The sequence below is a fragment of the Rhodococcus sp. RCBS9 genome (genome assembly GCF_029457415.1).
Taxonomy (GTDB): Bacteria; Actinomycetota; Actinomycetes; order Mycobacteriales; family Mycobacteriaceae; genus Rhodococcus_F; species Rhodococcus_F qingshengii.
Map to the genome: position 1 here is coordinate 800330 of NZ_CP120422.1, position 13689 is coordinate 814018.

Sequence of the window (13689 nt, forward strand, 5' to 3'; positions counted from 1 at the left end):
CGGTCAGTTACCCAGCAGTGCAGCCGAATTCGCGCGGCGGAGCTTCCCCGACGACGTCTTCGGGATACTGCCGGGACCCAGGACCGCAACGGCGCGAGGTCGGACACCGACGTCGGCAACCACGGCGTGGACCACTTCGCGTTCGATACGCTTGACCTCTTCCGGATCTTCGAAAGCGTTGGTCTCGACGGCGACTGCAAAGCTCTCACGCTTCTGGCCGGCGTCGAGACGAATCGCGACGGCATTTCCGGGACGCACACCGGCAACGGTTCCGGCCGCCCGTTCGATGTCTGTGGGGTACACGTTCCGGCCGCCCATGATGATGACGTCCTTGACTCGCCCGCACACCACGACCAGTCCTTCCTCGGTGAAGTACCCGACGTCACCGGTGTCGAGCCAACCGTCGGCGTCCTGGGCCGGCTTGTGTCCGTCGACCGTGACGTACCCGGGAGTGACTGCCTTGCCGCGAACCTCGATGATTCCGACACCGCGGGCCGGAAGCACCTGACCGTCACGGTCGACGATGCGTCCCTCGAGGTCAGGCACCATCTTGCCGAGTGTGGCGAGGGCACGAGCGTTGGGGCGATTGGACGGCACCGCTCGAGACATCGATTCGAGAAAGTCTGGATCGACGTAGTCGAGGACCTGACCTTGATCGGGATCCGGAATCGACACGGCGAGCGTGGTTTCCGCCATTCCGTACACGGGCGCCAGCGCAGTCGGGTTCAAACCGAAACGCGCACCGGCCTCGGCGAGTGCATCCATCGTGTCGGGATCCACCGGCTCGGCGCCGTTCCACATGTATCGGACGCTGGACAGGTCGACTGCCCCGTCTTCCGCCTGTGCGAGTCGACGAGCCAAGAGCGAGTACGCGAAGTTCGGTGCGGCGGTGACAGTTCCGCCGTACTTGCCCATCAGCTCGGCCCACAGCACCGGGGTGCGCAGGAAATCCATCGGCGTGATGCTGATGACCTCTGCGCCCACCTGCATCGGAACCGTGAGGAAGCCGACCATGCCCATGTCGTGGAAGAGCGGAAGCCAGCTCACCATCACGTCGTCCTCGATGGAGAACTTGATGCGGTTGATCATGGCGTAGGCATTTGTGTAGAAGTTCTCGTGCGTGATCTGCACGGCCTTGGGCGAACCGGTGGAACCGGACGTCAACTGCTGGAGTGCGATATCCGATTCGGCCGTCTCCACGGGATCGATCGACGTTCCGCTGCGAAGCTCGTCCACCGTCACGACGGTGATGCCACGCTCTTCGAGGAGCGGCTTGGCCGCGTCGAAGGGCGCACCCAGAATGACGGCTTTCGCGGAGATCATGTCGATCACAGTCTCGGTGTCCTGAGCCCAGACGCCCAGATCCGTTCGGGGGGTCGGCTGATGCAGCATCGTCACCGACGCACCGCGCATCCACGTCGCCTGGCAGGCAGGTGCGATGTCGACGGGCTGTCCGGCGAGAATGCCGATCGCGACGCCGCGATCGATACCGACCTCGGCCAGGCCGCCGGCCATGCGCCGAGCCTCCTGGTGGATGTCGCCCCAGGTCTGACGGAAAGCGTTGTCCGGCTCTCCCGTCACCAGGCCGCGGTCGGTGACTGCGGCGGTCGCATACATCTCTTCGGTGAACTTGCTCAACGCAACTCCTCGGTCAGTGTCACTCTTCGATCAGTGCAACTCTTCGCAGGACACAAATGGCTGTGTGTTCGAACACACACATACATGGATAATCAGCGATCGTTCGCCGAGTGTTACGCCGCAGTGGCTATTGCATCGTGGTCTGCGAGTATCCTTTCTCTGTTGTGCTGCCGCACTCTCCACCTGTCCGCGCACCGGCACTCGCCGGCACCGACGCCCACTTCGAGAGGTTCTTCGTTGACTACCCCGTCCGACTCGACCGTCCCTTCCGACTCGACTGTCCAGTCCGACACCGAAGGCCCCGATTCAACCGAGAGCGGGTCGGTCGCGGTCACGACGACGACCAAGGGCCTGTCCGCCGAGGCAGAGCGTCGCCGCACCTTCGCCGTCATCTCGCATCCCGACGCCGGAAAGTCGACGCTGACCGAAGCGCTGGCACTGCACGCGAAGAAGATCTCGGAGGCAGGAGCCGTCCACGGCAAGGCAGGCCGCAAGTCGACGGTCTCGGACTGGATGGAGATGGAGAAAGCCCGCGGCATTTCCGTCAGTTCCACCGCACTGCAGTTCAACTACCACTCCTCCGAGACCCCGGACGAGCAGATCAACGTCATCAACCTCGTCGACACCCCCGGTCACTCCGACTTCTCCGAGGACACGTACCGCGTCCTGACCGCCGTCGACGCGGCGGTCATGCTCATCGACGCTGCCAAGGGCCTCGAACCGCAGACGCTCAAGCTGTTTCAGGTGTGTCGTCACCGCGGCATTCCGGTCATCACCGTCATCAACAAGTGGGACCGTCCCGGTCAGACTCCTCTCGAACTGCTCGACGAGATCAGCGAACGGATCGGCCTCACGCCCACCCCCCTGTACTGGCCGGTCGGCATCGCCGGCGACTTCCGCGGACTGCTGCGGCGCGGTGAAGACGGTGAGGCTCGCGAGTACGTCCGCTTCACCCGCACAGCAGGCGGCGCGAAGATCGCCCCCGAAGAGGTCATGGACGCCGACGCGGCGCTCGCCAAGGAAGGCTCCGAGTGGGAGACCGCGGCCGAGGAGAGTGAACTGCTCTCCGCTACCGGCCAGGACCACGATCAGGAGATGTTCCTCGCCGGTCAGACTTCCCCGGTGATCTTCGCGTCCGCGATGCTCAACTTCGGCGTCCGCCAGATCCTCGACACCCTCGTCGAATTGGCGCCGCCGCCGCGTGGGCGCGAAGACCTCAGCGGCAAGCCGCGCGAGGTCACCGATCCGTTCAGTGCGGTCGTCTTCAAGGTGCAGGCCGGTATGGACACCGCGCACCGCGACCGTCTGGCGTTCATGCGCATCGTCTCCGGCGTGTTCGAGCGCGGCATGGTTGTCACACACGCCCAAACCGGCAAGCCCTTCACGACCAAGTACGCCCAGACGGTATTCGGACGTGAACGTTCCACCGTCGAATCCGCGTTCCCCGGCGACGTCGTCGGCCTCGTCAACGCCACCGCACTCGCACCCGGCCACACGCTGTACACCGAGAAGAAGGTGGAGTTCCCGCCGATTCCGTCGTTCGCGCCGGAACACTTCTCGATCCTGCGCGCCGAAAGCGCCGGCAAGTACAAGCAGTTCCGCCGTGCTGTCGACCAACTCGATTCCGAGGGCGTCGTCCAGATTCTCCGCAACGACATCCGCGGCGACGCATCCCCCGTCATGGCGGCTGTCGGCCCGATGCAGTTCGAGGTCGTCGCAGCGCGCATGAAGGCCGAGTTCAACGTCGAGGCCAAGATGGAACCGCTCGGCTACGCATTGGCTCGCCGTACCGACGCCGCGTCCGAGGTCGAACTGAACCGTCAGCGCGGTGTGGAGGTCTTCACCCGATCCGACGGTGTTCTGCTCGCCCTGGTCAGTGACAAGTGGCGCCTGCAGTACATCCAGAAGGAACTCCCGGATCTGACGCTCGAACCCCTCGTCGCTGCTGCGGACTGATGAGCCTGATCGAGGCGCTGTTCGACGCCGAACTGCACATCGGCAGCGCCACGATTCTCTGGCGGGAGATCATCGGAAACGCGTTCGGAATCGGCTCCGCGATCGCGGGCGCGCGACGCTCGGTATGGGCGTGGCCCGTCGGTATAGCCGGAAATGCCTTGTTGTTCACGGTGTTCATGGGCGCACTTTTCCACACTCCGCAAGAGCTCAATCTCTACGGCCAGGCCGGCCGTCAGTTGTTGTTCATCACCGTCAGCGTCTACGGGTGGACTCAGTGGCGACGCGGGGCACGCGACTCCGGTCGCGCAGTCCTGCCCCATTGGGCGACAACTCGCGAGCGCGTCGCCATGATCGCCGTCATGACCAGCGGCACAATCGCTTTTGCCTGGATCTTCGACCTCCTCGGCTCGTACGGAGCGTGGGCGGAGGCCTGGATCTTCACCGGCTCCATCCTCGCGACATACGGCATGGCGCGCGGCTGGACCGAATTCTGGCTCATCTGGATCGGCGTCGACGCCGTTGGTGTTCCCCTTCTTTTCCGAGCCGGCTATTACCCTTCGGCGATCCTCTATCTGGTCTATGCATTCTTCGTCCTGTGGGGCTTCGCAATGTGGCTGCGCATTCAACGCCGAACTCCACAAGGGGTGTGACCGTAAACCAACTCCTGGTATGTTTGCGTCGATTAAGCAAACCGGCGGTCTGTTTACGGGCATCAGGAGCGAAACAATGGAAGACAAGAATTCTCACGGAATAGCGGGCCCCAACGGTTCCGGCAACGGATCGAGAGCCAATAGTTCCGCAAGTAATGGTTCTGCAAGCAATGGTTCTGGGAGCAACCTTTCCACGGGTAACGGTTCCAGCAGTGCCACCGCCACAGCGGATTTTCTGTCGACCGCACCCAAGCAATCCGATGCATTCACGTTTCCGCTTCCTGCCCGAACCACGGCCGCACACAGCAGCGGAGAGGACCTTTCAGTGCCAGCTTCAACACGCGAATCATCGAGGACGCTCGAAACTCGGAGTCGTACCGTCGTACGTCGCGACGCGATGGGCGTAGCCGCCGTTCGAGTGGCCGGTCGACTCACCCACACCGAACTCATCGCAAATCAGGCCTCACCCTCGAGCACACATTCCTCCGACCCCACGACGGATCTGGACGAGTTGCTCACGATGCTCGGCAGCTACCTGTTGTCCTCGGGGTTCGAACATCCCGAAATCCACGCCAAGCTGGGCGGACAGTCGATTGTCGTCAACCTCGTTTCACCGGAAATCAGCGCCAGCTGAGCTCGACCCAGCTGTCACCTAGGGCCACAGCACTGCTCGTGTCCATGCCCGGTCCGAGCCGCGCCGGTACAACCACCGCTGATGTCGACGCCCGGAGTCTGCCTGCCAGAACTCGACAGACTCCGGCTCGAGGCACCACGCACGCCAGTCCTCCGACACGAACCCTGGGTCGTCGCTGATTCTTGCTTCCGCAGCGGCCACCGACGTGTCGTACGCCCCTAAGTCTTCGAGCACCTCGCTCTGCTCACTTGCCGTCGCCACCGCTCTCGCCGTGACGGAGCGTTCGACGAAGTCTCGGCGTCGAAGTGCGTCGTCGCCCTCGCGAACCGTTCCGCGAATCCGGACCTGTTGGCCTGTTTCGCGCCAGTAGAAGGCGAGCGATGCTCGCGGATTTTCTTTCAACTCAACACCTTTCGGCGAAGCAGCTGAACCAGAGAACCAGAACCCACCCTCGGTCACGTCCTTGAGGATGAGGAAACGAGAATCAGGCATACCGTCGCCGTCCACGGTCGAGAGCGCACACACGTGTGGCTCGACGACGCCGAAGGCCACGGCCGCACGGAGCCAGTCGAGGAACAACTCCCCCGGCTTTTCCGGAAAACACTCGGGCGCGGGCGGCGGAGTTCCGGTCAGCGCGGGGATACCGCGAATCCACGTCCGTACGTCAGGCAGCGAAAAATCTGCATCAACCATGAGCCGACTCTAATCGCGGGTGGCCTCAGGAGACGTTGCGAACGACCGAGTCGCCGAACGACGGTTGCTGCAGCAGCGCCCACTTGTTGGACGTCAATCGGAAACTCGGCATGTCGGCGAGCGCCACCACCGATTCCCAGGTCCGCTCGTAGCTCGTGTGGGAGATTCGCCATTCACCGTCGCTGCAGCGGGTGTATCTGTCGTGATAGAAGGCCGATCCGCGAAGCAGCATGCCGTCTTCGGGGATGACCACTGTGTCCGCGAGGCACCAGATCCCGGTTGCGGTGTCTCCGTCGACGTCGATCTCGGGTTGCCCGCACTGATGTTCGGTGATGATGTGTGATCCGAGAGTGTTCTCGAGGAAGGAGACGAACGAATCTCGGGAATCGAAACTGAGTTGTTCTCCGTAGATCGCGGTGGCGTCGACGGTCAGAGTGTCGGCGAATTCGACCCACGATTTGGTGTCCAAGGCGCGTGCGTATCGGTACTTGAGTCTTTGGATGAGAACAATCGCTTCGAGATCCATGATCCCCGCCTCCCGGTGCAGCAACCACCCGTCCTATGTGTGCACATTAGCCTGTATCACGCCGAAACGGGCATTACTCTCAAAGCTAGTAGAAATGTCAGCCGATAACACGCTTTTCCAGGCCGTCGAGCATGATCGTGATCTTCTCGTCCAACCAACCTCGCCCGTGCCACGTCGATTCGTCGCCGATTCCCTCGATCAACGACTCCGATGCATTCCAACTTTCCTGATACGCCTGTCGCGCGGAACGTGAATCGGCGGAGCTGACGGTCTTGTCCATCGCCGCCATCATTGCGAACTGCGTCATCGTCACCTCGGAGATGAAGTCCACCGCCAATATCGCATCGTGGGGTGTGAAGCCTTGCGCAGTCAACGAACCGACCAGTTTCTCCACGATCTCGATTATCGCCGGCGGCGTGCCCGGAACTGCGAGACCGACCTGGGCCAGACCTGGATAGCGCTCGAACGAGGACCACAGAACGTCGCAGAAATCCTTCAGGAATTCGCGCCACGGACGATTCGTATCGGGCCACACAGTCTGACGCACAACATGATCCGAGCAGGCACGCAGCAGCGCTTCGCGGTCTGCGAAGTAGCGATAAAGTGCAGAATGACTGACGCCCAGCCGCTTTGCCACGCTCGGCATGGTCAGTTCACTCAGATCACCGGCGAGGGCGGCCTCGACGATGTCCACTGTCGACAACGTCGGCGGCCGCCCCGTCTTCTTTCCGGTCTGCATTCTGCTCAGCTTGCCACCAACCGCCATCCCGACGCACGGTGGCGCTGATTCCAGAACGCGGCGTAGTTCCCACCGGCTGCGAGCAGGACTTCGTGGGTGCCCACTTCGACTATCGAACCGTCGTCACCGAGCACGATGATCTGATCTGCGGCCACGACGGTCGACAGTTTGTGAGCGATCACGAGCAGTGTGCTTTCCCTGGCGAGTTCTTGCATCGCACGTTGAACGTGTGCCTCGTTCTCGGGATCGAGCGCGGCAGTCGCCTCGTCGAGCAGAACGACAGGTGCGCGTTTGAGGAGTGCGCGTGCAATGGAGACCCGCTGCCGCTCTCCACCGGACAGTGCCGTCCCGCCCTCACCGACACGGGTGTCCCAACCCCGCGGAAGCCGCTCGACGATTTCCGCGACGCCCGCGATCCGAGCTACGTCGAAGACTTCCTCGTCCGTGGCTTCGGGGCGGCCGAGGCGGATGTTCGCGATCAACGTGTCGTCGAAGAGGTACACGTCCTGGAAGACCAGAGACAGCTGCGACATCAGATCGGCACTCGTGAGGTCCCGCACGTCGACGCCGCCGACACGCACCACACCGGAGTCGACGTCGTAGAAGCGCGAGATCAACCGGGTGACGGTCGTTTTGCCGGACCCTGACGGACCGACCAACGCCGTCAACGACTTCCGTGGCACGTCGAAGGAGATGTTTCGCAGAACCTGCCCACCGTCCGCGTATCCGAAGTCGACGGCGTCGAACTGCACTGCCGTCTCCCCCGTCGCCGTCCCGCTGGTATCGGGTTCGACCATTGGTTCAACTTCGAGGATCTCGGACATTCGCCGGATTTCATTGCGCGCCATTCTGATTGCACCGCCGAACTCGCCGATCTCACCCAGCGGCTGGATGAACCGTGCGGTCAGTCCGAGTAGCGCGATCAACGTGACCGGATCGATGTCGCCGCCGAGCGCGAGGAACGCGCCCAAGATGATCACGGCAGAGAACACGAATTGCAGGGCGATCCCGTTGACCACGGACCCGATCACCACGAACCACAGTTGTGAACGACCCGCAGTGTGTTGCGCTTCGATCGCGTCGTCGAGCGGTTCGTACACCCCGTGGGTGCGTCCGAAAGCACGCAGGACCGGTTGGCAACGCGCGTATTCGAGCACTCGATTGTTCGATTCGACGGCCGCTGCATGGGCCCGATCGTCGGCCTTGGCAGTCATCGTCGAGGCAAATCGTGCTGCCGCGAAGAGAATTGGAACGCTGATTACCAGCGCGAGCCCGAGCCGCCAGTCGAAGAACAACATGCACACGACAATGGTTGCCGGGCTGGCAATTCCGGAGATGATCGGTGTCATCAGGTGTGCAGCCGCCCCCATCACCGAGATGGTGCCCTTGCTGGCAACCTGCGATACCTGCCCGAGTCGGCCGGCGCCGAACCAGCCGAGCGGCAGAGTGACGAGATGATCTCCCAGACGAAGATGCATCGTCCGCAGCAGAGTGAGGGCCGACTCGAAGCCCTTCATCGCCTGCAGGTAGTGCGCAATCGAACTGATCACAGCGCATACGGCCATGGCGGCGAGCCACCGAACGAAACTGCCCCAGTTCTGATCGAACAGTGCCTGCACCGCAGGGACCAGAAGCGCCACTGCCAAACCCTGCATCACGCCGTACAACACTGCCCACACCAGGAACTCGCGATAGCGGCCCTGATTCTGCGGGCCGAGTATCCGGAAGAGGTCGCGAATCATGAGTTGGCCTTTCCTGCTGCGTCAGACTTACCTGCGGTGTTGCGTTCAATCGAGTCGGCCCGACTGTGCTCAATCGAGTCGGCCCGACTGTGTTCAATCGAGTCGGCCCGACTGTGACTCGCCCACATCCGCGCATAGGTTGAACCACTCGCCACGAGCTGATCGTGCGTGCCCTTCTCCACGATCCGTCCGGCGTCGAGGACCACGATCTGATCGGCACTCACGATCGAAGCCAACCGGTGCGCGATCACCAGCACGGTGCGCCCCACCGTCAAACGCGACAGCGCTTCTTGGATATCGGCTTCGGACTCCGGGTCGGCGAACGCGGTTGCCTCGTCGAGCACGAGAACAGGAGTGTCCGCGAGAATCGCACGCGCGATGGAGACTCTTTGGGCTCCACCACCCGAGAATCTGGCGTCGACCCCGACCACCGAGTCGTACCCCCTCGGGAGCGCTTCGATTCGGGTGTCGATCTGCGCGGCTGCGGCAGCGGCCTTCACCTCGGCCGAAGTCGCCTGCGGTCGGGCAAGCCGAATGTTGTCGAGCACGGTCGCTTCGACCAGCTGCACGTCCTGCAGAACGAATCCGACGTGGCGGTACAGCTCGTCGGTAGCGACTTCCCTGACGTCGACACCACCGATGGCCACGGATCCGGCACGCACGTCGTGGAACCTCGGAACCAACGTCGCCAGCGTCGACTTACCCGAACCCGACGGTCCGACCAGCGCCGTCACCGTGCCCTCCGGCAGCGTCAGATCGATGTCGGTCAGAACGTCGGCGCCGTCGTCGTATGCAAAGGAAACTCCGGAGAATCGAACTTCGTTCCCCACAGGCTTTTTCGGATGATCGGTTTCCGGCAGAGCGTCGGTTGCGAACAGCGCGATCAGTCGCGCCGCAGCGGCGGCTGCCTCACGGCGTGCCTGCATACCGAAACCGATGGTCGTCACCGACACCGGAATCACCATCGCGACAAGAGAACTGGTCAGCACATCGACGGGTGACACCCATCCGGAGTGAACGAACCACGAGCCGAGGCCAAGGTTGACCACCAGCACAACCGGTGCGCTCAACGCAATCGAGGCCAGTGCCTCGGTCCGGAGCATCGGGCGAACCCAGCCCTCGTACGAGACGGCAAACGCCTTGGCAGCGTCGCGGTATCGAGAATGTGACTGCTTGTCCTGACCGAAGGTCTTGACCACTGCGATGCCGGTGACGAACTCGACGATGGTGTTGCTGATGGCCGCGATGCCCTCATTCATCCGGCTCATCTTGACGGCCATGTCCTTGGTCATCATCGCGTAGGCGATCATGTAGATCGGGAGGGTGGCAATCGCGACCAGTCCCAGACGCCAGTCGATCGAGATCACGTAGCCGAGCCCGACGAGCGGCACCGCGATGGCGCCGGTGGTCTCGACGGCGCTGTGCGCAACCAGGTAGTGGAGATCGGAAATGTCGTTCTGCGCGGCTTTGCGTACGGTTCCGGACGAGTGGGAGGTGAACCAGCCCAGTGGAAGTCGACCGAGTGTCGCTGCGATTCGACGCCGAAGCACAGCTTGAAGATTGACATCGGCGAAGTGCGTCACGATCAATGCACCGCCTCCGAAGAACGCGCGCATACCCAGACCGAAGACGACCACCCACACGATCGTCCAGACGCGAGACGAGTCGATGTCGCCGCCCACGATCAGCGTCTTACCCAACTCGGCGATGGCCACGTACGGCACGATGGCCGCGACCGCGGCGATCACCTGCATCACCATCGCGATGGTGGTCCGTGTACGAACTGGCGCAAGGAGTTCGCGAAGCGCGCTCTTGTGCGCCGCCGCTTCAGCTTTGGCATGCGAGACTTCGGCCGTCGCTCCTTGTGATGCGTCGGCCTCTTCAGATGAAATGTCTGCTTTCGTAGCCTGTGTCGTCGTCATTTCGAGAACGCCTTCCATCGGGTTACTGCGTCGGCGTCGGATGCGATGCGGCCTTGGAGTTCCGCGCCGGTGAGAGTGCGATCGGCAAGAGCCTCGAGGTCTTCGAGGATCCAGTAGACCGCGAAAGGATAACTGCCGAACCAAAGTTCACCGCTCACGTCCACTGTGCGTCCGGCCTTCACTGCGGAGATCTCGTTGAACAGTGGATTTGCGTGAACTAGAGCGCCGTCGTAGATGTTGCCCGAGGTCACGACCATCGCGTCCGCCGCGTGCTGTCCGACCTCCTCGCCTGACACCGAAGACGTGGCAACACCTGTGTTGGGGCCGATCTTCGCGTCGAGTTCGGCTTGCGGGCGCCCGAAACCGGCTTCCTCGATGATCGAGGACATCGGCGACTGTGGGATGACGGTGTAAATGCCGCCGGAGAATCCCACCAGCACTGACAGCGTCTGCGGTTGCGCCTCGACCGTTCCGGATACTTCGGCAAATTTGGTCTCGAGCCTCGACACGATTTCGCGAGCTTCGGACTCTCGACCCAGTGCCGTCGCCGCGGTATTCAGAACTTCGCGCCACGGCGCCGCATAGGCGAGCACCGTCGTCGGGGCAATCTCGTTGGCCTGCGCGGTGATCGACGTCAACGAGCCGACATCACTGAGCAGGATTCGGTCAGGATGAACGGCCGCGATCTGCTCCACATCTGGTGATTGGAAGAACGTCGGTTTGTCGACGACCTCGATCCCCTCACTCTGCAATATCTCCTTCGCCGCCTGCGACTGCAGCGTGGCGAAGACCGTATCGGGCTTGACCCCGAGCGTGAGTGCGTTGAGCGCTGCGAACTCGTCCAGTGCGAGCAGTTTCTGAGGTGCAGGTACGGCCGACGACTCGCCTGTTTCCGATGCGTCTGCGTCATCGCCGCCCACGGAGCAACCGACAAGCGCCGTTGCTGTCGCTGCGAGTGCCGTTGCTCGCAGGCCCCACTGCTGCCGCATCCTTCTCTCCCCGCTTTAGTTACACACTGTCTCGATTAGGGTAGCCTACAATAAGTCACGCCTTTTGTGCAGTCCTCGTCGCTGGAAGTGCAATCGCCGGCAGACAGGCGACAACACTGATGACGGCACCCATCACGAACGCCAGCGCGAACGAGTCGCCGGAAATGCCGATCGCCAGGACCGCTGTGGTCACCGGGGCGCCCACCGCCGAACCGACGGTTCTGATCACACTGTTGACTCCACTGGCTGCTGCCATTTCCGATGGCGGGACGATCGAGGCAACCAACAGAGCACAGACCGCGAACCCCACGCCGTTCCCCAATCCGACGAGGGAAAAGAACGCCACGATCGCAACCACCGAACTCGGCCAGATCGCGAGTCCGACTGCGCCCGCCGCCATGAGGGCCAGCGCTATGACAGCGGGCACCCGCGGCCCGAATCGCCGCGCGAGAGCCGGCGTCAAGCGGCCACCGAGAAAGACGAGGACAGCGGCGGGCAAGAGCGCCAAGCCGGTCTGCACAACGGTGAATCCGCTTCCATACGTGGACGTTTCCGGCGCCTGGAGGATCCGCGGCAGACAGAGATAGAAAATGTACGGCACGAACCCGAACACCAGGGTGAGTGCGCTGGTGATCATCATCGGCTTGTCCCGAAAAACTCGCATGTCGACGATCGGCGCGTCGTGGCGGGAATCGACGGCAATCAGTGTCGCGAACGAAACGAACGCGACTACCACCAGACCCCAGAATCCGAGCGACAAAACTCCCCAGTCGGAGGCTTTCGTGATCGCCAAGAGCAGGCTCACCAATCCGAACGCCAGAGCGCCGGCACCGGCCCAGTCCGTCGGCATACCCGGGCGGCGATGCGAGCCCGGAACCACGGCCACCACTGCGACCAATGCGAGCACGATCAAGATCCCGGTGATCACGAACAACCACTGCCAACTGAGATACTCGAGGATGACACCGCCGATCACCAGTGCACTTCCGGCACCGATTCCCAAAGTCCCAGCGAGCCAACCTATCCCTGAAGACAACTCGGGACCTACTACCGTTCTCCGCAGTACTGCCATCGCAAGCGGGAAGCTCGCCATGCTCACTCCCTGGACAGCTCGAACGACAAGCAGCACCCCGATATTCGGGGCGGCTGCCGCGGCAAATGTCGCGAGAGCGAAGATGATCAGGACGATCACCAGGACTCGCTTGTCGCCGAATCGGTCACCCATCGCGCCGACTATCGGAGCCATCACCGCGGCCGCCAACAGGTACGCCGTCAGGATCCAGCCGGTCACCGCCACGGACGTGTCGAAATGCTCACCCAACACCGGCAACGCCGGTACCAGCATGGTCTGCATGAGCGAGTAGACGAGTACCGCCCCCGCAAGCGCGGCGATCACCCGGCTCCCGGATCGCGTGGGCGCCTCCGCCAAGGTTGTCATCGACACCTTCCTCCAATCATGAATCGAATCGGAACGGAACACTCCGTTCCGATTGAGTAAACCATGCATTGCTAGCCTGTGGGAATGGCGAAAGAGAATGCGAGCCTCCCCGGACGCGCCCGAGAAGCCGCAGACAACGACGTCACCGTACTGCGAGCAGCGCGCGAGATTTTTGCCGAACAGGGTTGGAATGCACCGGTATCGGCAATTGCCACCCGGGCCGGAGTGGGAGTAGGCAGCATCTATCGCCGATACCGAGGCAAGGAGGAACTGGCGCAATCCCTGCGCGTCTGGGCGATCGACCACCTCGCCACCCTCGCCCGAGAGTGCATGAGCACCGCGAAAACCGATGAAGCCGTATTGAAGACGTTCTTCTCGCGATATCTCACCGAATCAGTGGGACCGCTCATTCCGGTCCTCGGCGGCAAGTTACCTGAACACGCCGAAGTCACTCGTGCCGCCGAAGAATTGGAGGCCGCACTGCAATCGATGGTCGACGTCTGCATCGACGCTCGCGAAGTCCCGCCCGACTTCACTGCTGCAGACGTCATGCTCATGACAGTGCATCTGCGGCCGACTCTGCCGATCGAGGGTGATCGAGCCACCGAAATACACACGCGCTATCTCGACTTCATGCTCGACGGACTTCGTGGCGGAACACCTCGACCAACGATCACTCCCCCGTCCTGGAGCGAATGGCTTCAGATGTGGCAGGGCAACTGACCCCGAGAACACCCGAATGACATGTCAGGTTAGGCTTAC

12 protein-coding genes are annotated in these 13689 nt (G+C 62.5%); 4 read left to right on the top strand and 8 right to left on the bottom strand.

What is annotated here, in order from left to right; translation table 11 throughout:
- Positions 1 to 3: 3 nt before the first annotated feature.
- Positions 4 to 1638 (bottom strand): fatty acyl-AMP ligase, encoded by a 1635-nt coding sequence (locus tag P0M12_RS03705; protein WP_007728923.1) that lies wholly within the window; start codon positions 1636 to 1638, stop codon positions 4 to 6.
- A 237-nt stretch (positions 1639 to 1875) separates the two neighbouring features.
- On the opposite strand from P0M12_RS03705, the gene P0M12_RS03710 reads away from it, so the two are divergent.
- The 3 genes from P0M12_RS03710 to P0M12_RS03720 all read left to right on the top strand — a co-directional run bounded on the left by P0M12_RS03710 (position 1876) and on the right by P0M12_RS03720 (position 4878).
- Positions 1876 to 3594 (top strand): peptide chain release factor 3, encoded by a 1719-nt coding sequence (locus tag P0M12_RS03710; RefSeq protein ID WP_007728924.1) that lies wholly within the window; start codon positions 1876 to 1878, stop codon positions 3592 to 3594.
- Positions 3594 to 4244 (top strand): nicotinamide riboside transporter PnuC, encoded by a 651-nt coding sequence (gene pnuC / locus P0M12_RS03715; protein WP_050654516.1) that lies wholly within the window; start codon positions 3594 to 3596, stop codon positions 4242 to 4244. Before P0M12_RS03710 ends, pnuC begins: the two co-directional genes overlap by 1 nt.
- A gap of 76 nt (positions 4245 to 4320) precedes the next feature.
- On the top strand, positions 4321 to 4878 hold the full coding sequence (locus P0M12_RS03720) for a hypothetical protein (RefSeq protein ID WP_277377454.1): 558 nt from the start codon (positions 4321 to 4323) through the stop codon (positions 4876 to 4878).
- An 18-nt stretch (positions 4879 to 4896) separates the two neighbouring features.
- Here P0M12_RS03720 and P0M12_RS03725 read toward each other — a convergent pair whose 3' ends face one another.
- The 7 genes from P0M12_RS03725 to P0M12_RS03755 form a co-directional block, all read right to left on the bottom strand.
- Positions 4897 to 5571, bottom strand: coding sequence for a pyridoxal 5'-phosphate synthase (locus P0M12_RS03725; RefSeq protein WP_277377455.1), 675 nt, complete (start codon positions 5569 to 5571; stop codon positions 4897 to 4899).
- A 25-nt stretch (positions 5572 to 5596) separates the two neighbouring features.
- Positions 5597 to 6097 carry a nuclear transport factor 2 family protein gene (locus P0M12_RS03730; RefSeq protein WP_003946235.1) on the bottom strand — a complete coding sequence of 167 codons (501 nt, stop codon included), beginning with the start codon at positions 6095 to 6097 and terminating at the stop codon, positions 5597 to 5599.
- A 97-nt stretch (positions 6098 to 6194) separates the two neighbouring features.
- A complete protein-coding gene (locus P0M12_RS03735) occupies positions 6195 to 6836 on the bottom strand; it encodes a TetR/AcrR family transcriptional regulator (protein WP_054780876.1) in 642 nt (213 codons plus the stop codon).
- Positions 6837 to 6841: 5 nt separating this feature from the next.
- Positions 6842 to 8578, bottom strand: coding sequence for an ABC transporter ATP-binding protein (locus P0M12_RS03740; RefSeq protein WP_003946272.1), 1737 nt, complete (start codon positions 8576 to 8578; stop codon positions 6842 to 6844).
- Positions 8575 to 10500 carry an ABC transporter ATP-binding protein gene (locus tag P0M12_RS03745; RefSeq protein WP_277377456.1) on the bottom strand — a complete coding sequence of 642 codons (1926 nt, stop codon included), beginning with the start codon at positions 10498 to 10500 and terminating at the stop codon, positions 8575 to 8577. The genes P0M12_RS03740 and P0M12_RS03745 overlap by 4 nt, the downstream gene beginning before the upstream one ends.
- Positions 10497 to 11489 carry an ABC transporter substrate-binding protein gene (locus tag P0M12_RS03750; protein WP_064687524.1) on the bottom strand — a complete coding sequence of 331 codons (993 nt, stop codon included), beginning with the start codon at positions 11487 to 11489 and terminating at the stop codon, positions 10497 to 10499. The genes P0M12_RS03745 and P0M12_RS03750 overlap by 4 nt, the downstream gene beginning before the upstream one ends.
- Before the next feature lie 55 nt (positions 11490 to 11544).
- Positions 11545 to 12927 (bottom strand): MFS transporter, encoded by a 1383-nt coding sequence (locus tag P0M12_RS03755; RefSeq protein WP_047270341.1) that lies wholly within the window; start codon positions 12925 to 12927, stop codon positions 11545 to 11547.
- Between the two features lie 84 nt (positions 12928 to 13011).
- Between P0M12_RS03755 and P0M12_RS03760 the strand changes: the two genes are divergently transcribed.
- Positions 13012 to 13650, top strand: a complete 639-nt coding sequence (locus P0M12_RS03760; RefSeq protein ID WP_030536301.1) for a TetR/AcrR family transcriptional regulator — start codon at positions 13012 to 13014, stop codon at positions 13648 to 13650.
- Positions 13651 to 13689 lie beyond the last annotated feature (39 nt).